We start from the raw sequence: 18,239 nt of genomic DNA, 5'->3' as shown, positions 1-18,239 counted from the left end.
GGCCGCTGACGTCACTGCGGACCGGCGTCCCGGCACCATCATTCAGGAGCGGCCTCAAGCCGCGACGGAGCTTGTGTCCGCGGTCTTCGTAAGCGGCTCGCTCGGGACGGCATCCTCGACAATTACTTCCGCACACTCGCCATGGCAGCGGATGGCGCGGGCCAAACAGTTCGCCTCGCGGATCGCCAAATCTCTCGACCAGAAGGGCGTCATCATGCGTTGATCCATCCGGATGGCCCAGCCGTGCTGCTCCTTGACAACGTTAAATGTGATCATCGCATGTCACCGTGAATAGGCTGCAAGGAATTCCGTACTCGGCTATATCACTATGCGCCGCACGATTAAGATTTATACTAGTCCATTCAACATCGGCGGTGTTGATCTACGTCAAACGTCCTCCGGCGGCTCCGGTTCCTGAGGCAAAGGAGAAGAATTTGCCCTGACGCGGGCGAACCGTCCTGCTCCCATATGGTCATGGACTCATTCTGCCAAGCGATTGAAACATCTGAACAGTCGTTGCTTTGGTCTCGCGATCTCGTAGGCTTTCCTTGTTACAAGGAGAAAAAAGAAGGCGGCGGTGTTGGTCGAATGCAGAATTAACGGCGCTTCCCGTGCCTTCGGCGCCGTTCGGCCAACGCCGTAAAGAGATTGGCCTGTCGCCATGGCCTCCGTCGATTACGTGTGGGGTAAGTAAATTCAGATCTTCTTCGACCCGTGCATTGCCTACGTCAAAGCTTTGAGCGTCGCTTGACCTGGTGGGAGAAACGTCTCCAGAGCCAATTCTGCGTCACGGAAGAGGCGGGAATTGCTGTCCATCTTGAAGGGACGCGAGCGATGAAAGTCCAGCGCCTTCGGTCGCCGACCCGGATCTGACATGGCCTATCTTCATCGCCGAATGCGGCGCCGACGAAGTTCATCTTCCGATGCATCGTGTCGAACCTGAAGGCGCTGAACGAATACATTCGCTGCACGCAGAATGTGATGACGGCTGAGCGTCTCTGCTTCCGCACCGTTACCCTCAATCACTGCGTCGAGGATCGCGGCGTGTTCGTTCAGGATGGATTGAGGCATCTGTTCGTCGTCGCGCAAGACCTCGCCCATGACGCGACGAAGATATGGCCAGTGCGGCGCGGTGGTTTCGCCGATCAAAGGGTTGCCTGAGAGTTCGTTGAGGAAGGCGTGGAATTGCATGTCCGCCTCGATCTGTTCACGCAGGGAGCCGCTCTCTACCGCCGCGCGGCCTGCTGCGAGATACGCCGGTCCCTCGGTCTTTGCCCGCTCGGCGCCGTGCTCGGCGGCCAGCCGGGCGGCCAGGCCGTCCAGCATCGCTCGTACTTCATAGAGGTTGCGAACGAAGTCCACGTCCAGGGGCGATACGATCAGGCCGCGGCCGGGAGCCTCCCGAACCAATCCGCGATCACGGAGAAGCAGTAGGGCCTGCTGCACAGGTTGGCGAGACACACCATAGGCGCGGGCCAAATCATCCTGAATGAGCCGGGCATTCGACGGGAGGCCGCCGTCGACGATCTCAGAAACGATAGCATTTACAACCTGTTCGACGAGGGTGAGCTGCGGCTGGATTTGAGGCATGCGGTCTCCAAATGGATTCTTTCCTGGATTTTTATCATCGCAGCGCAAAAAAAGCCATTGCTTTGAATTCGAATTCAGAATACGAATTCTTCTACCGAATTCAACGCTGCGGAAATGCGAAACTTCACATGGGAGGATTCAATGCGAGCGGTAACCCATCGTTCGCTCTTCAAATCCGCCGCTGGTGCGGCCGCACCCGGATACACCCGGACGAGGGCATCAAGCCCATGGTTGGCTACATGCTGGCCCTGCTCGTCGGCACCATTGCCATCGCCGCCGTGCCATGGGTTTCCTCAAATAGGCCGGTCGCGACCCACTGATTTGCACCTTCGAGGAGCGTAACGTGAAAAATCTCTTGAATTTCGGACAGATGCTCTCGGTCCATGCGCGATTGTCGTCGAACCGTATCGGCGCCCGCGACCTTGGCCGCGCGATGAGCTTCTCGACATGGAACGAACGCTCTTGCCGTCTCGCAAACGCGCTTCTGGGTCTCGGCCTGTCGAAAGGCGATCGTGTCGCGATTCTTGCTTACAATTGCGTCGAATGGTGTGAAATCTACGCCGCTACTGCCAAGGCAGGACTTGTGGCTGTACCGATCAACTTCCGGCTAATGGGTAAGGAAATCCAGTTCATCGTCGAGAACGCCGAGGCCGCGGCCCTGATCGTTCAGGACGAGCTTATCGGCGTCGTCGAGGAAGTTCGAAAGGATTTGCCGATCGTTCAGGGCCGTTTCATTCATTTCGGCGAGCGTCCCTGTCCGGCCGGCTATCGCGCCTACGAAGACTTCCTCGCGGCGGGCAGCGCCCGCGAGCCCGAGCAGAATGTCCTGCTGTCCGACCCATGGACGCTGATGTACACCTCGGGTACGACGGGCAATCCCAAAGGCGTGGTGAGAAGCCACCGCAGCGGCGTGCTGCTGTCGATCGTCACCGAGATCGAGCTCGGGCTGCATCGCAACGACAACGCTTTGCTTGTCATGCCGATGTGTCACGCCAATTCCCTGAATTTCTTTGGCGCTTTTGGCTACTGCGGCGGCACGAATTCGATCTATTCCCGCAAGAGCTTTGACCCCGAACATTGCGTTCGAACTCTTGCAGAGAGTGGTTCGACCTTCACATCCCTCGTGCCGACCCACTACATCATGATGCTCGGATTGTCCGATGCCGTGCGCGGAAAATACAATTTCGATCAAATAACGAAGCTGATGATTTCCTCGGCACCCGCGCGCCAGGATACCAAGCGCGCCGTGATGGAGATGTTCCCGAATTCCGGCCTGTTCGAACTTTACGGCGCCACCGAAACCGGCTGGGTGACCATGCTTCAGCCCCACGAGCAATTCACCAAGCTGGGTTCTGTCGGACGTGAGTGCGTCGGCGCGGCCCCGATCAAGATACTTGATGAAGCAGGCAACGAGGTACCGGACGGCGAATCGGGTGAATTGTTCTCCTGCAACGCTCACACATTCGACGGCTACTGGCGGTTACCGCAGAAAACCAAAGAGGCGTTCCGCGGCGAATATTGCACCGTCGGCGACATGGCCCGGCGCGATTCCGAAGGTTACATCCATTTGTCCGACCGCAAGAGCAACATGATCATTTCCGGCGGCGAGAACATCTATCCGTCGGAGGTCGAGGCACTGGTCGGTGCGCATCCATTGGTCAAGGATGTCGCGGTGATCGGACTTCCGGACGAGAAATGGGGTGAGCGCGTCCATGCCGTGGTCGTGCTGCATGAGGGCGCGTCGCTGAAGGAAAGCGATTTGACCGAATGGTCGAAGGATCGCCTGGCCGGCTACAAACGTCCCCGAACCTACGCCTTCCTCGCCGAAAGCGAGATGCCGCGCAACGCAACGGGCAAGGTCTTGCATCGCGAACTGAAAGCCCGGTTCGCTCGTTGAGCCAACGCGCAGGTCGTCAGGATGTTTTGCCAGATGCCGAGGCGTTACACGGAGATTGCAGCGGCGGACAACCTGGTCAGCTACATCGTTTCGACTGCCGGAAAGTCATGTGAACGCCGTATTGAACTCCGCCCTGCCGATCTTCGCGCTGATTCTGACAGGATTCATCTGCGGCCATTTCGGTGTATTCGACAGGACAGCGACCGACAATTTGAATCGCTTTGCGGTTTATCTGGCGCTGCCCGCGCTGATGTTCGTTGCAATGTCGAAGATCACGCCGGAACAGGTGGGTCAGCTCGGGTTCGTTGGGGCCTTCTGCGGCGGCTTCTCCGTTGCCTTTGCGGTTGGCTTCGCGATAAGCCGCGCTCGGGGACGACGTGTCGCCAATGCCAGCATCGAGGGCCTGGATGCTGGCTACAGCAATGTCGGCTTCATGGGGATTCCGATGTGCCTTCTGGTGTTCGGACCGGAAAGCGCGCCGGCCTCGATCATCGCGACATTGTTCACGGCCTGCGTCCTCTTCCTGTTCGCTGTCGTCATTGTCGAAATCGACCTCCAGAAGGGCGCGAGCTTCTGGTCGACCGGCGCCAAGGTCGTTTCGTCGCTTCTCCGCAGCCCTCTGCTGATTGCGCCAGTCGCGGGCCTCTGCATCGGCTTGAGCGGCCTGAAAGTGCCGGCACCTTTCGAGAGCTTTACCACGCTGCTCGGCGGAGCGGCTTCACCCGCCGCACTTGTTTGCATAGGCTTGTTTCTCGCGCAGGAACGTGTGGTCAGCCGCGACGCAGTGTCGATCGGCGTGCTCGTTGCCTTAAAATTGATCTTACAGCCTGCCGTCACGGCACTGCTGGTCTTTTACGTTTTCTCGATGCCGCCGTTGTGGTCGCACTCCGCGGTGCTTCTCAGCGCGCTTCCGATCGGATCGGGACCGTTCACCATCGCCAAGCTTTATGGGCTCGAGGCCGGCGTGACATCGGGCGCGATCCTGGCCTCGCATGTGTTCGCCGTCCTCACCGTGTCGCTGCTCGTCGCGTGGCTCTCTTGAACGCCGTAAAGCATATGCCCGGCGCTTTGCCGATTTTGTCGATCAGATAACAGGACAGGAGTAGTTAAATGAGAGTTTCTCCCGATAGCGCCGCCAGCCTCATCGCGCGCCTGCTGAAGCAACGCGGCGTCAAGCGCGTGTTCGCCCTTTGCGGCGGCCATATCATGCCGATCTGGATGCGGCTTGACGCGGAGGGCATTCGCATCATTGATGTGCGTGACGAAGGCGCCGCTGTCCATATGGCGCAGGCCCATGCCGAACTGACCGGCGAATTGGGCGTCGCGCTGGTGACAGCAGGTCCAGGGATGACCAACGCGATTACCGGTATCGCCAATGCTCATGTGTCACGCGCGCCGGTGCTGGTTCTGTCAGGTGGCAATCCCCGCGCGCAGGAAAATCGCGGCGGCCTGCAGGACCTCGACCACACGCAGCTGGTGAGAACGATCACGCGTTACGCCCGTACCGTTCGCGAGCCCTCTCTCGTGTTGCAGGAACTCGACGAGGCGATAGCACGCGCTTTCGGCGAAGGTGGCGAGCCCGGCCCGTCCTACATCGACTTTCCGACCGATACGCTGCGCGGAATTGTGCCAAAGCCGCTGCAACTCGAGGAGCATCTCTGTGCCAAGCCACGTACGGTCACACGCCCTGATCCCGCGCAAATCGCCAACGCGGTTGACCTGCTCTGGTCGGCGCGCCGCGTACTGGTGATTTCCGGACGCGGTGCTCGCGGCGCCGGCCCGGAACTCGTCGCATTGCTCGACCGGCTCGGTGCTGTCTATCTCGATACCGGCGAGAGCCGGGGCCTTGTGCCGGACAACCATTCATCTGTCGTGGGTGCGATGCGCGGCGCGGTGATGGGCGACGCCGATGTCGTCCTTACGATTGGCCGACGCTTGGACTTCCAGCTTGCCTATGGCTCGCCCGCGGTGTTCCAATCCGCGAAGTTTGTGCGCATCGCCGACACGCCGGCCGAGATGAGAGATAACCGTCGCGGCGCCGTCGAGATTCTCGCGTCGCCCGCAGAGACTCTTCGCGCGCTGGTCGAACATGCCGGCAACCGTGTGTCCGAAGTGGATCGGCAGTGGGCGGCCAAATTGCGCAGCGGGCACGAGGAGCGGGCGAAGAAGCTGCAGCAAACCATGGCCTCGGCACCGGCGGGATCCGACGGAAAGCTTCATCCGAACAAGGTCCTGTCCGCGCTCCAGGATGCGATCGGCAATGACGCGGTCGTCATCACCGATGGCGGCGACTTTCTCAGCTTCGCGCGTGTCGGACTGAACGCGTCGGCGATGCTCGATCCCGGCCCGTTCGGCTGCATCGGCATCGGCGTGCCCTATGGAATTGCGGCAAGCCTCGCATTTCCCGAAAAAGCCGTCGTCGTGGCAACAGGCGATGGCGCGTTCGGTTTCAATGCGATTGAAGTCGACACGGCGGTCCGCCACAAGGCTCCTGTCCTGATCGTTGTCGCCAACAATGGCGCCTGGCAGATCGAGGTGCACGACCAGACCGTTACGCATGGCAAGGTCGTCGGCACCAAACTGCAATTCAGTGACTATGCAGCGATGGCAAGGTCGTTTGGAATGCACGCCGAGCGGGTGGAAACGGAAGAACAGCTCAGACCTGCGATCGCGAGGGCGTTGGCCAACCGTCCTGCGCTTCTCGACATGGTCGTCACGCCGGAAGCCGTGTCTTCGGACGGCAAGACCGGCCTTGCGTGGGTTCCCGACCTTCAGCCGCTGGCGGCCTGGGATGACGCCGAGCGCAAGTGGAGAGGCTCGACATGAGTTTTCGGACGAAGTGCGGCCCACCAGCGCGACTTGCCTTGCGACGCAATCAGAGATCAGCCGCTCGCGCTTCTAATCAGGGTGAACAGAATCCGGGCCGAAGAAGCTTGGCTGCCGCTTCCCGCAAAAAGAATAACATCGTGTTATGTTTGTCGAATAACAGGGCAATTGTGTTAGTTCGCTGAACAACTATTCTTGCGATGCTTTAGAGAAGTTTCGATAGCCGTCAATCGTGCGCAAGCCGTCCGCCGCCGAACAATGTCGGGACATAGCGCGGCGCACCAATGGCGGACATGAAACGGTGCTTGGTCAGCACCGGGTCGAGCGTGATCGGCGGCCGAACCACCTCGATGTCGGGCTTGGTCGACAGCACCAGGACCCGGGCGCCGTGGCCCGTCTTGGCGGCGCCCATCGCCGCGGCAAATGCTTCCGGCGTCGCTACATTCTCGGCGCGGGCGATGCCGGCCGAGCGGGCCAGTTGGGCGAGATCGAGCCCCGCATTGGTCAGGGCCTGGCCGCCCGAGGCGGCATGGACGCCGTTCTGAATCAGCAGCACGGTGAGGTTATCGGCTGCCACCGCACCGATGGTGACCAGCGCGCCCAGATGCATGAGGACCGCGCCGTCGCCCTCGACCACGAATATCGGTCGTGCTGGCTGCGCGATGGCAAGCCCGAGGGCCAGCGGGAGTGCCAACCCCATCGCATCCTCGACGTAGAAGTTTTCCGGCGCGTGATGCATCGCGGCCCACAGATAGGATGCATTGCCGAGGCTGGTGACCACCAGCGCATTGGCCGGCAGCCTATCCGCCAGCACCTGATAATAGTCGGCCCTGCTCGGCCGGGCGGCATTCACCATTGCACGTCCTCCCGCGACAACAGAAGCGCGAAGGGGCACGATGCCTCCTCGGCAAAGGTCGCAGCCTGTTCGACCTGGGGACCGATCGGGCGATGGCGGTCGCAGCGCGCATGAGCGAGGCCAAAACCCCTCAGGACCGGCTCGGTCACACGTCCCTTGGGCGCGTGATAGAACACCGGATCTTCGACGGTGCCGCGATAAGACACCAGCATCAGAAGCGGAAACTGGTAGCGCTGCGCGAGGGAGACCATGCCGGCGCCCATGCTGAGCACGCCCGCATTCTGAACCAGCATCGCGGTGCGCAGTCCGCCAAGTCTGGTGCCGCACGCGATCGCCAGCGCTTCCTCCTCATGCGTCGCGCGCACCAGGCGTATCGTCGGCTCCTGTTCGATGCGCACCAGTATTTCGCCGAGCCAGCCGTCAGGCACCGCAACCGCGGCGCCGAAACCGAGGCGCTTCAGAGTGTCGAGAAGCTCGGAAGGCCGATGGCAATCGGTCGCACCCTTCTCCAACATCGATGTTCTCCCTCGCCACCAGCGACAAGTCGTTGCGGATCAATCATTCTAATGTACGCAACATAAGCTCTATTGTCGACCCGACTTGATTAGTGCAGACTACCTCCTGCGAGATATACGACTGCCTTCCCGCGTCTGGTTCAAGCAGTGCACAGAGGATTGAACATGAAACGTTTCTTGCTCGCACTTTTTGCCATTGCAATTGCCGTGCCTGCGCAGGCGCAGGACAAGCTGGTCATCAGCATCTGGGGCGGCAGCTGGCGCGACCTGGTGGCTGAAACCGTCGCCAAGAAGTTCACTGCGGAGACCGGGGTTCCGGTCGAGTTCATCACCGGCGGCACGATCGACCGGCTCAATAAGGAAAAGCTCGCCAAGGGCAATCCGGAAAGCGACATCACCTTCACCACCTCGCATGTCGGTTGGCTCTATGCCAATGACGGCCTGTTCGAGCAGCTCGATGTTTCCAAGATTGCAAATGCCAGGAACCTCGCCGACGAAGCCCGGATCAGTCCGTTTCATCTCGGGGCCTGGGCCTATGTCTATACGATCGGCTATCGCGCCGATCTGCTGGGGGGCATCAAGTTCGAGAGCTGGGAGGATCTTTGGAAGCCAGAACTGAAGGGCAAGATCGCGGGGCCGGATTTCGATCCAAGCCACATCATCGCCGTTTCGGCGCTTCTGTCCAGCGGTGACGCTGCGCACTGGGAAAAGGGACAGGACAAGCTCAAGGCGCTGAAGCCGAACTTCAAGGCATTCTACACCAACGATGCCAACAGCCAGCAGTTGCTGGCCAGCGGCGAAACGCCGGTGCAGATCGTGCTGTCGATGAACGCCTATTACATGATCGGGCAGGGAGTTCCGATCACCCTGGCGATTCCCAAGGAGGGCGCCGTTCTCGGCATCGACACCGTCGCCATCATGAAGGGATCCAAGAGGGCGGAACTTGCCTACAAGTTCATCAATGCGCTCTACGATCCGGACATCCAGGCTGCCATCGCCAAGCTCAAGAAGGGCAGCCCCGCGGTGCTCAATGCCAAGCTCGATCCTGAAATAGCCAAGCTTCCGGGAGTTTTCACTACCGTCGCGCAGTGGAAGCAGCAGATCAATATTGACGCCAAGCTGCGCGCCGAGAAGACGTCGGAATGGCGCAAATGGTTCGCTGAGAACGTCATGAACTGATTGGGCTGTCGGTATCCCCGGTTTCCCGCCATGAATCCGCAGCCATATCTTCGCACGTTCACCGCGCCCGCTGTGTTCTGCGCCTTCGGCTTTCTTGCCGCGATGGCGGCCGTGCTGCAGTTCAGTCTGCGGACCTATGTTCCGGGATCGCTCGATCCCGGCGGCTTCACGCTGGCGAACTTCGCCGACTTGCTGAAGCCGCTCTATGCGCGGGTGTTTCTCGATACCGTGTGGATTTGCCTTCTGACCGCGGCGGCGACCCTGATCGTCGGCTATCCGCTGGCCTACGCACTGGTACGCACGCAGAGCGCGGTTGCCAAATCCATCCTGCTGGTGATCGTTGTCACTCCGCTGTTCCTCGGGGAGGTGGTGCGCACTTATTCCTGGATCATTGTGCTCGGCAACAACGGCTTCATTAACTCGGTGCTGCGCGATCTCGGCCTGATCCGGCAGCCGATCCAGTTCATGTTCACCACCTTCGGCGTTGTGGTGGCGCTGGTGCATGTGACTATGCCCGTCATGGTCATCATGCTGGCGGCGGGGCTGTCGCACATCGACCGCGACTACGAAAAGGCCGCCGAGAGCCTCGGCGCCGGGCCGATCCGCACTTTCCTCACCGTGACCCTGCCGTTGTCGATGCCGGGCGTGGTGGCGGGGGTGACCACCGCCTTTGCCTGGACCTTCAGCGCCTTCGCCACGCCCCAGCTGATCGGCGGCGGCCGGGTCAACATGATCTCGAACCTGGTCTATCAGCTCGGCTTCGCAAGTTTCAATTTCCCGTTCGCCGCTAGCCTGTGCGTGGCTGGCCTGGCGCTCACGATCGTCGTGTTGTCGCTGCTGCGGCTCGCCGCGCGCCCGCTCGAAAACATCAGGCCGCACTGACATGCCCCGTTCGACGTACCAGCGGCTGCTAGGCTACTGCGGCAAGCTCGCGGTGTTGCTGATTCTCGGCTTCCTGATTCTGCCGGCAGCCGTGGTCACGATCGCCGCCTTCAACGACAAGGCGATATTGTCGTTTCCGCCGCAGGCCTGGTCGTTGCGCTGGTTTGCCCGTGCGGTCGAATACCAGGATTTCCGCGATGGCTTTCGCAACGGCCTGATCGTCACGGCCTGGAGCTCGATCATCGCGCTGCTGGTCGGCGCGATGTTTGCCTTCGTGCTGGACCGGTATCGGTTTCGCTTCAAGTCGGCGATTGAAAGCGTGCTGCTGTCGCCGCTGGTGATTCCGCATTTCACCGTCGGCCTCGGCTTTCTCATCCTGGCGGCGCAAGCCGGGTGGGCGCGCAGTTATGCCGTCGTGGTCGCCTGCCACGTCGTGCTGGTGCTGCCCTTCGTGCTGCGCAGCGTCTATGTGTCGTTGCGCAATCTGGATCAGAGCTACGAGCTCGCCGCCGCTAGTCTGGGGGCGGCGCCGTCCCGGGTACTGCTGACGATTACGCTTCCGCTGCTGCTGCCGGGGCTGGTCAGCGGCTGGCTGTTCGCCGCGATCCTTTCGTTCAACGAGTTCACCGCCTCGCTGTTCGTCACCGCGCAACGGACCCAGACCTTGCCGGTGGCGATGTACAACTATGTGCGGGAGTTCGCCGACCCCTCGATGGCGGCGCTTTCCGTCATGTACATTGTCGGCACCGCCGCGCTGATCACTTTCGCAAATGCCTTCCTGGGTCTCGGCAAGGTGCTCAATATCGAAAAGAGCCGCTGAAGGAACCGCCGTGACACAGCAAGCGTCAATCTCGGCAGACAGAGACGTCGCAGTTCGTTTCGACGCTGTGATCAAGCGGTTCAACAGGACGGTTGCGCTGGACGGGGTGTCGCTGGCGATCAGGCGGGGCGAACTCATGACCCTGCTTGGACCATCGGGTTGCGGCAAGACCACGCTGCTTAACCTGGCGGCGGGTTTCTTCAGTCCCGACGGCGGGGAAATCCTGATCGACGGGGCACGCGTCAATGACGTGCCGACCTACAGGCGCGAAATAGGCATGATGTTCCAGAACTACGCGCTGTTTCCGCATATGAGCGTCGCCAGCAATGTCGCCTACGGTCTCAGGGCACGGCACGTTCCGAAGAGCGAGAGTGACCGTCGCGTCAGCGAGGCGTTGGCCCTGGTCAAGCTCACCGGCCTGGAAGACCGCAAGCCGCGCCAGCTGTCCGGCGGCCAGCAGCAGCGGGTGGCGCTGGCGCGCGCGCTGGTGATCAATCCCACGGTGCTGCTGCTGGATGAACCGTTTTCCGCACTGGACAAGAACCTGCGGACGTCGATGCAGGTCGAGCTGCGGGACATCCAGCGCAAGCTCGGCGTGACCACGATCTTCGTCACGCACGATCAAAGCGAGGCATTGAGTCTTTCCGACCGTCTCGCGGTGATGTCGGAGGGACGCATTCGCCAGCTCGGCACGCCCGAGGAAATCTACCGCCGGCCGAACGACCGCTTTGTCGCGTCCTTTGTCGGCGATGCCAATGTGATGCGCGGCCGGCTCGACCGCGCCGACGGCGCGCAGATGATCGTGGCCATCGGCGCGGTCCGCATCAAGGTGCCGCCCGGCCCGTTGCAGGGCGTCGCGGCGTCGGCACCGGTCGATCTGCATGTTCGACCCGAGCATCTGCAACTCGTCGATGCGGGCGAGCCCTGCGCAAGGCGCGGCACCATTGTGGCGCAGGTATATCAGGGCGGGCATGTCGACCTGTTCGTGGAGTGCTGCATGGACGGATCGCGCGAACGGCTGCTGGTGCGGTCGGCAGGGCACCAAGCCATAACGCGCTGGCCGGTCGGCGCCCGGGTCGGCATTGCGATCGGCACCGACGAAGGCGTCGCGTTCGCGACCGGGTAGAGCGTCAGATGTTGGCGTCGACGACGCCGTCGATCAGGTTTTGGCTGTACAGGGTTTCGAGGCTGATGCCGCCGGTATCGCTCAATGTACGGATGTCACGGATGACGTTCAGGAGCCGTTGATGCTCGGCGCGGCCGATCTTCTCGGCATCCTCGCGCGAGACATTCTGGAATCGGACGGCGCGGCCGGCGCCGCGCACACCAAGGCGCGGCAGGTCGGCTGAAATCACGGTGGCAATCTTTGGATAGCCGCCGGTGGTCTGCGCATCGGCCATCAGAATGATCGGCAATCTCGACCCCGGCACCTGGATTGATCCGGTGACGATTCCGTCCGATACGATATTGTAGTCGCCCTTGTGTTCAAGCGCCGGCCCGGCCAGCCGGAATCCCATGCGATCGGAGGCCGGCGTGATGGCGTAGGTGCCGCGCAGGAAATCCTGGATGGCCGCTTCGGTGAAGTATTCTTGTTGAGGGCCAAGCACCACGCGGATCGGCTGGTCGAGACAGAGGTCGCGCGCCTCGCCGAACGTCACCTCGTCGCGCGCGGCGACGTCGTCGGCATATCCGTGCAGGGTGTCGCCGGCGCGAAGCGCTCGTCCCGAAACGCCGCCGAAGCCGGCGCGGGTGTAGGTCGATCGGCTGCCAAGGCAGAGCGGCACGTCGAAGCCGCCCTCGATGGCGAGATAGGAGCAAAAGGCTTCTCCGCCGAGCCGCACCCGCACGGTTTCGCCCTTGCGGATCCGCACGGTTCGGCCCGGCCGGACCGGTGGGTCGGTGCGGCCGTCGATTTCGAGGCCGCCGCCCATGCCCATCAGCGCGATGCGGACCGAGCCAGCGACCACTTCGAGCGCAGGGCCCGAGCCCATGATCTCCAGGCAGGAGGCACCGAGGCTGTTTCCGACCAGCGCGTTGGCGAGCCGGTATCCGTTGCGATCGAGCGCGCCGGACACCGGCACGCCGACATGCTGAAAGCCGCGCCGGCCCTCGTCCTGGATCGTGGTGTGGAAACCTGGCGTGACGACCTGCAGGACCGGGATCACGTCGCGATCTCCGTGTTGGCGGGCACGTAGTCATTGCGCTCGATGGCGAGCCGGATCCGGGCAAACTCCTGCGCGGTGACGGGCCGAAACTTCACGGCGTCGCCGGGGCTGAGCAGGGCGCCGCCGGCCGATTCCGGGTCGAAGAAGCGCACCGGCGACGCCCCGATCAGGTGCCAGCCGCCCGGACTTTCATAGGGATAGACCGCGGTCATGCTGGTGGCGATGGCGAGCGAGCCCGCGGGAACCCGCGTTCGTGGATCAGAGCGGCGCGGCAACCGCAGCTGCGCCGGCAGGTCGCCCATATAGGGATAACCCGGAACGAAGCCGATCATGTAGACATGATATTGCGGGTCGGCATGCAGCGCCGCGACCTCCGCAGGTGAGAGGCCAACCGACCTTGCGACCTCCTCGATGTCGGGCGCAAATCCCGGATCGTAGCAGGCCGGGATGTCCCACAGCCGCGTGACATGCGATGAGGCGCGACCTGCCTTGATCAACGCAGCAACGGCTCGTTCCAGTTCACCGCCGGTGGTCAGCAGCGAATCATAGATCACGCTTAGCGAGCGAAAGGTCGCCACGACCTCCGTCACTCCCGGCAGGCCGGATTCTTTCACGGTTTCGGCGAGCGCGAGCACCCGGTCGCTGACTTTACGATCGATCGCGGACCCGAACTCGACCACCAGCGCGCTGTCGGCCGCCTGCCATATCCGGAAATCAGCCATCAAGCGGCGCACCTGTCGATATTGATATCATTGTACTAAAGATGGTACTGGCGCGTCAAACCGGGATTTGCCGGCTCGGTCAGTCGAATCCGGGTGTGACATCGAACGACAGCGGCGGCCGGTCTGCGCGTTGTGGAGAGCGGATCGGTGTAGCCTGCTACCGCATTGCTTTGAGCTTGAGGTTAGTTATGATCTCCGGCGGAGCAAGTCCGAAATCTCAGAAGAAGTAATGACGTGTCCAAGCTGTTGAAAGCCTATGATCGCAGCAGGGTGCCCTTGTACATTCAGGTTGCCTCCGTGCTGCGGACGCGGATCCAATCCGGACAATGGGGAGCAGGAGAGAAGATATCGACGCTCGATGAACTCGAGCGCGAATTCGAGGTCGCGCGCGTGACCGTCAGGCAGGCCGTCGATATCCTGCGCGAGGAAGGCATGCTGCAGGCACGCCAGGGTCTCGGCACCTTCGTCTCCAAAACGAGCCAGGAGCGTCACTGGGTGAAGCTTGCGACCAACTGGAACAGCGTGATCGCATCGCTGAAGGACAACGTTCCGCGCCGGCTGGCGATCGATCACGATGCGGGTCCGCCCAACCTCTCCAGCGAGGATGGCGACCTCGCATCGAGCTATGTCAAGCTGCGCAGCGTCCAGTATCGCAACGAAGATCCCTATTCCGTGGTCAATCTTCATCTGGCGCGGGAAGTGTTCGATCTGAACCCGGGGCGGTTCAAGGTCGCTGCGGCGCTGGTGACCATCGATGCCATGGATCAAATCACGTTACGCGAGGCGCACCAGACCCTGACCATCGGCAGCGCGGGCCCCGAGATTGCGGATCTGCTCAAGATCTCGATCGGTGCGCCGACCGTCGAGGCCCATTGCGTCGTCATCGACGACGGCGGCATCGCCATCTATGTCGGCGACATCACCTACCGCAGCGACAGCATCAAGTTGCAGATCGACCTGCTCGCGACCATGCCGGTCGGTGACAAGAAGCCGCGCAACGGTTTCAAGGCGGTCGGCCTGCCGCGGCGCAAGTCCGGCAAAGCCTGATTAACCGGCAACCGGCGGCAAATCTGCGGGTTTTTGCTCGCCCCGGAGGCGACGGGAAGTCTTGCTATCGTCCTAAAAACAGGATGAATTTGCGGAGCTGCGTCGCGGGCAGTTTGTCGAGGGAGTGGCATGATGGAGCAGGGTGTAGGCGCGCGGCTCCTGCGCAAGGAAGACGACCGGCTGATGCGCGGCCGCGGCGAATTCGTTGCCGACATCCGTCTCGCCGGAATGCAGGACGTGGCGTTCGTGAGAAGCCCGCTGGCGCATGCGCGGATCTCCGGCATAACGATCCCTCCTCAATTCAAGGACAGCGTCTTCACGGCGGCCGATCTCGACGGGGTCAAGCCGATCCGCGCCGTCTCGGCCCTGCCCGGGTTCAAGGTGTCCGAGCAGCCCGTGCTTGCCGTCGGCAAGGTGCGCCAGGTCGGCGAACTGGTCGCGATGTGCGTCGGGCGCACGCGCGCAGAAGCCGAGGATATCGCGGCCGCGGTCGAACTCGATCTCGAGGAGCTGCCGGCGGTCCATGATATGCTCAAGGCGCGCGAGCCGGGCTCGGCGCTGATCCACGAGCACTGGGGCGACAATATCTTTCTCGAAACCTTCGTCGACGTGAACATCGAGAGGGCCCTCGACGCACCGATCAAGGTAACCCGCGAAATCCGCACCGCGCGGCAATCCATGGCGCCGCTGGAGGGGCGCGGCGTCGTGGCGTCATGGAGCAGCCGACTCGAGCAACTCACCGTCTACACCGCGGCGCAGATGCCGCATATCAACCGCACCGGGCTGTCGGGATGTCTGGGTCTCGATCACGGCAATATTCGCGTCATCTCGCCGGACGTCGGCGGCGGCTTCGGCTACAAGGGCATCCTGCTGCCCGAAGAAGTCTGCCTGTCGTGGCTGACGATGCAGCGCGGGCATCCGGTCCGCTGGATCGAGGATCGCCGCGAGCATCTTATGGCCGGCGCCAATTGCCGCGAGCATCATTATCTCATCACCGGCTATGCCGACCGCGATGGCCGGCTGCGCGGCATCGACTGCGAGGCCACGGTGGATTCCGGCGCCTATTCGTCCTATCCGTTCTCGGCATGTCTGGAAGCCGCGCAGGTCGCGAGCATCCTGCCGGGGCCATATGATTTCGAGGCCTATCGCTGCCAGACCTGGTCGGTCGCGACCAGCAAGTGCCCGATCCTGCCGTACCGCGGCGTGGCGCGCACCGGCGTCTGCTTCGCTATCGAGCTGGTGCTGGACGCCATCGCCCGAAAGGCGGGGCTTGAGCCGCACGAGGTGCGCTTCAGGAACCTCGTCCGTCCCGAGCAGATGCCGTTCGACAACATCACCAAGAAGCATTTCGACAGTGGCGACTATCCCGAGGCGCTGCGGCGCGCGCTGGCCCATTTCGATCTTCCGGCCCTGCGGGCACGCCAGGCCAGCGGCGAGCCGGACGGCCGGCTGCTCGGTTTCGGGCTTTCGATCTATTGCGAACAGGGAGCGCACGGCACCTCGGTCTATGCGGGCTGGGGAATTCCGATGGTCCCCGGCCATGAGCAGGCCACGGCAAGAGTGACCCCGGATGGCGGGCTGGAACTGCGCGTCGGCGTGCATTCGCACGGGCAAAGCCTTGAAACGACCCTGGCGCAGGTCGCCTTCGAAATTCTCGGAATCGATGTTGCAAAGGTCAAGGTGATCCTGGGCGACACCGCGCTGACGCCCTATTCGACCGGCACCTGGGGCTCGCGTTGCATGGTGATGGCCGGCGGCGCGGTGGCCAGCGCCTGCCGCGAGATCGAAGCCCGCGCCAAGCAGATCGGCGCCAGCCTGCTGCAGGTCAAATCCGAAGACGTCAGATTCGTGGACGGCCGCGTGATCTCCGTCGCCAGCGAAGTCAGCATGCAGGATATCGCGCGCGCCTGGTATCTGCGTCCCCAAGACCTGCCCGCCGACGTGCATCGCGGGGGCCTGGAGGCCACCGTCGGCTACAAGCCGGAGCGCGACAGTGGCACCTTCAGCTATGCGGCCCATGCGGTGACGGTTGCGGTCGATCCGGAAATCGGCGACGTCGAGATCCTCGACTACGTCATCGTCGAGGACGGCGGCAAGCTCGTCAATCCGATGGTGGTGGACGGCCAGATCTACGGCGGACTCGCACAGGGCATCGGGACCGCATTGTATGAGGAGATGCCGTTCGACGAAAACGGCCAGCCGCTGGCGACCACCTTCGCCGATTATCTGTTGCCGGGGCCGACCGAAGTCCCCGAGCCGCGGCTCGACCATATGGAGACGCTGGCTCCCTATACGCAATTCGGGGTCAAGGGCATCGGCGAAGGCGGCGCGATCGCGCCGCCCGCCGCGATCGCCAACGCCGTCAACGACGCGCTCAAGGGCTTGAACGCGGAGCTCCTGTGCTCGCCGATCACCCCGCGTCGGGTGCTCGAAGCGATCGCCGCCGCCAAGGCCGCGCGAACCGCCGCGGAGCCGATCAGCGGAGCGCGTTCATGAAGCCGGTCGATTTCGCCTATGAGCGTCCGCGGCATCTCACCGATGCGATCGCGCTGCTGGCCGAAAGCAGCGAGCGCGGCAAGGTGATCGCCGGCGGCCAGTCCCTTGGCCCGATGCTGAACCTGCGGCTGGTGCAGCCCGATCTGGTCGTCGACATCACGGCTCTCGATGAACTGAAGCGAGCGGAGAGGCTGGGAGACCATCTGGTGTTCGGCGCCTGCGTGACCCATGCGGACATCGAGGACGGGCGTGTTCCCGACGCGACCAACGGCGCCATGCGCGCGGTTGCCGGCGGCATTGCCTACCGCGCGGTGCGCAATCGCGGCACCATCGGCGGCAGCCTGGCCAATGCCGATCCCGCCTCCGACTGGGTGTCGGCGCTGTCGGCGCTCGGCGCCGAAGCCGTGGTGCGCGGCGCTGGCGGCGCAAGAACCATCGCGGTCGAGGCCTTTGTCACCGGTGCGCTGGAAACGGCGCTCGGGACCGGCGAGCTGCTCGAGGCGGTCCGGGTGCCGGCGCAATCCGCGTCGGCGCAGTGGGGCTATTACAAAGTGTGCCGCAAGACCGGCGAATACGCGCATGCGATCGGCGCGGTGCTGCTTGACCGTTCGCGCAACGTGTTCCGCGCCGTCATCGGCGCGACCGAGCGCAGGCCGCTGGTTCTCGCCGACGCACGCAGTTGGTTCGGCGGCAGGTACGATCTTGCGGCGTTCGATCAAGGCGCCGCCGATGCGATGCTGCAATCGGCCGGGTTGACGGACCCGCTCGACAGGCAGATCCACCTGGCCGCACTGGCGCGCGCCGTTCGACAGGCGCGCGGTGCATGAATCAGATATCGCTCAATATCAATGGCAAGCTGGTTTCGGGCACGGTCGAGCCGCGCACGCATCTGGCGGACTTCCTGCGCGACGGCCGCGATCTCACAGGCACCCATCTGGGTTGCGAACACGGCGTCTGCGGCGCGTGCACGATTCTGGTCGACGGCGCGCCGGTTCGTTCCTGCATCACCTACGCGGTCGCCTGCGACGGCGCCGACATCGTCACCATCGAGGGGCTTGATGATGACGAGATCACGCGCGAGTTGCGCGAGGCGTTCAGGCGCGAACATGCGCTGCAGTGCGGTTACTGCACGCCCGGCATGCTGGTCTCCGCGCGCGATCTTGTCGTCCGCAGTCCGACGCCGGACGAACGCCTCATCCGCGTCGCGATGAGCGGAAACCTCTGCCGCTGCACCGGCTATGTCG

The 18,239-nt window shown here is 62.8% G+C and carries 18 protein-coding genes; 12 read left to right on the top strand and 6 right to left on the bottom strand.

Going from position 1 to position 18,239, the window contains the following annotated elements; translation table 11 throughout:
* Positions 1-54: 54 nt before the first annotated feature.
* Both WCE35_RS14640 and WCE35_RS14635 read right to left on the bottom strand, forming a co-directional pair.
* Positions 55-276: a hypothetical protein gene (locus WCE35_RS14640; protein WP_424594057.1), complete on the bottom strand. Its 222-nt coding sequence runs from the start codon at positions 274-276 to the stop codon at positions 55-57.
* Positions 277-885: 609 nt separating this feature from the next.
* Entirely contained in the window at positions 886-1,590 is a 705-nt protein-coding gene (locus WCE35_RS14635; protein ID WP_424594056.1) for a GntR family transcriptional regulator, read from the bottom strand.
* Positions 1,591-1,601: 11 nt separating this feature from the next.
* Between WCE35_RS14635 and WCE35_RS14630 the strand changes: the two genes are divergently transcribed.
* The 4 genes from WCE35_RS14630 (at position 1,602) to WCE35_RS14615 (ending at position 6,313) form a co-directional block, all read left to right on the top strand.
* Positions 1,602-1,910, top strand: coding sequence for a hypothetical protein (locus WCE35_RS14630; RefSeq protein ID WP_424594055.1), 309 nt, complete (start codon positions 1,602-1,604; stop codon positions 1,908-1,910).
* A 23-nt stretch (positions 1,911-1,933) separates the two neighbouring features.
* The gene (locus tag WCE35_RS14625; protein WP_424594054.1) at positions 1,934-3,487 is read left to right on the top strand and encodes an AMP-binding protein; all 1,554 of its coding nucleotides are present in this window, start codon (positions 1,934-1,936) and stop codon (positions 3,485-3,487) included.
* A 109-nt stretch (positions 3,488-3,596) separates the two neighbouring features.
* Positions 3,597-4,529, top strand: coding sequence for an AEC family transporter (locus tag WCE35_RS14620; RefSeq protein ID WP_424594053.1), 933 nt, complete (start codon positions 3,597-3,599; stop codon positions 4,527-4,529).
* A gap of 68 nt (positions 4,530-4,597) precedes the next feature.
* A complete protein-coding gene (locus WCE35_RS14615; protein ID WP_424594052.1) occupies positions 4,598-6,313 on the top strand; it encodes a thiamine pyrophosphate-binding protein in 1,716 nt (571 codons plus the stop codon).
* A 226-nt stretch (positions 6,314-6,539) separates the two neighbouring features.
* Here WCE35_RS14615 and WCE35_RS14610 read toward each other — a convergent pair whose 3' ends face one another.
* Positions 6,540-7,169, bottom strand: a complete 630-nt coding sequence (locus tag WCE35_RS14610) for a thiamine pyrophosphate-dependent enzyme (protein ID WP_424594051.1) — start codon at positions 7,167-7,169, stop codon at positions 6,540-6,542.
* Positions 7,163-7,684, bottom strand: coding sequence for a thiamine pyrophosphate-binding protein (locus WCE35_RS14605; protein ID WP_424594050.1), 522 nt, complete (start codon positions 7,682-7,684; stop codon positions 7,163-7,165). The genes WCE35_RS14610 and WCE35_RS14605 overlap by 7 nt, the downstream gene beginning before the upstream one ends.
* A 165-nt stretch (positions 7,685-7,849) precedes the next feature.
* On the opposite strand from WCE35_RS14605, the gene WCE35_RS14600 reads away from it, so the two are divergent.
* The 4 genes from WCE35_RS14600 to WCE35_RS14585 are packed head-to-tail and all read left to right on the top strand — an operon-like array spanning position 7,850 to position 11,691.
* Positions 7,850-8,863: an ABC transporter substrate-binding protein gene (locus tag WCE35_RS14600; RefSeq protein WP_424594049.1), complete on the top strand. Its 1,014-nt coding sequence runs from the start codon at positions 7,850-7,852 to the stop codon at positions 8,861-8,863.
* A 30-nt stretch (positions 8,864-8,893) separates the two neighbouring features.
* Positions 8,894-9,745, top strand: coding sequence for an ABC transporter permease (locus tag WCE35_RS14595; RefSeq protein ID WP_424594048.1), 852 nt, complete (start codon positions 8,894-8,896; stop codon positions 9,743-9,745).
* A gap of 1 nt (position 9,746) precedes the next feature.
* On the top strand, positions 9,747-10,565 hold the full coding sequence (locus tag WCE35_RS14590) for an ABC transporter permease (protein ID WP_424594047.1): 819 nt from the start codon (positions 9,747-9,749) through the stop codon (positions 10,563-10,565).
* Positions 10,566-10,575: 10 nt separating this feature from the next.
* Entirely contained in the window at positions 10,576-11,691 is a 1,116-nt protein-coding gene (locus WCE35_RS14585) for an ABC transporter ATP-binding protein (protein WP_424594046.1), read from the top strand.
* Positions 11,692-11,695: 4 nt separating this feature from the next.
* Here the strand turns inward: WCE35_RS14585 and WCE35_RS14580 are convergent, their stop codons facing one another.
* Together WCE35_RS14580 and pxpB are read right to left on the bottom strand one after the other, a co-directional pair.
* A complete protein-coding gene (locus WCE35_RS14580) occupies positions 11,696-12,730 on the bottom strand; it encodes a biotin-dependent carboxyltransferase family protein (RefSeq protein WP_424594045.1) in 1,035 nt (344 codons plus the stop codon).
* A complete protein-coding gene (gene pxpB, locus WCE35_RS14575; RefSeq protein WP_424594044.1) occupies positions 12,727-13,452 on the bottom strand; it encodes a 5-oxoprolinase subunit PxpB in 726 nt (241 codons plus the stop codon). The genes WCE35_RS14580 and pxpB overlap by 4 nt, the downstream gene beginning before the upstream one ends.
* A gap of 234 nt (positions 13,453-13,686) precedes the next feature.
* Between pxpB and WCE35_RS14570 the strand changes: the two genes are divergently transcribed.
* The 4 genes from WCE35_RS14570 to WCE35_RS14555 all read left to right on the top strand — a co-directional run.
* Positions 13,687-14,499 carry a GntR family transcriptional regulator gene (locus tag WCE35_RS14570; RefSeq protein ID WP_424594043.1) on the top strand — a complete coding sequence of 271 codons (813 nt, stop codon included), beginning with the start codon at positions 13,687-13,689 and terminating at the stop codon, positions 14,497-14,499.
* Between the two features lie 129 nt (positions 14,500-14,628).
* Positions 14,629-16,995 carry a xanthine dehydrogenase family protein molybdopterin-binding subunit gene (locus WCE35_RS14565; protein ID WP_424594042.1) on the top strand — a complete coding sequence of 789 codons (2,367 nt, stop codon included), beginning with the start codon at positions 14,629-14,631 and terminating at the stop codon, positions 16,993-16,995.
* Complete coding sequence (locus WCE35_RS14560; protein ID WP_424594041.1) at positions 16,992-17,822, top strand: FAD binding domain-containing protein; 831 nt, start codon at positions 16,992-16,994, stop codon at positions 17,820-17,822. The genes WCE35_RS14565 and WCE35_RS14560 overlap by 4 nt, the downstream gene beginning before the upstream one ends.
* Positions 17,819-18,239, top strand: a 421-nt coding sequence (locus tag WCE35_RS14555; protein WP_424594040.1) for a (2Fe-2S)-binding protein, incomplete at its 3' end; no start/stop codon positions are given. The genes WCE35_RS14560 and WCE35_RS14555, both read left to right, overlap by 4 nt.

This window comes from Bradyrhizobium sp., from assembly GCF_049691595.1.
In the GTDB taxonomy this organism is placed as follows: Bacteria; Pseudomonadota; Alphaproteobacteria; order Rhizobiales; family Xanthobacteraceae; genus Bradyrhizobium.
The sequence above is the reverse complement of the archived record's forward strand: the minus strand, read 5'-3'. Positions and strand labels throughout refer to the sequence as shown.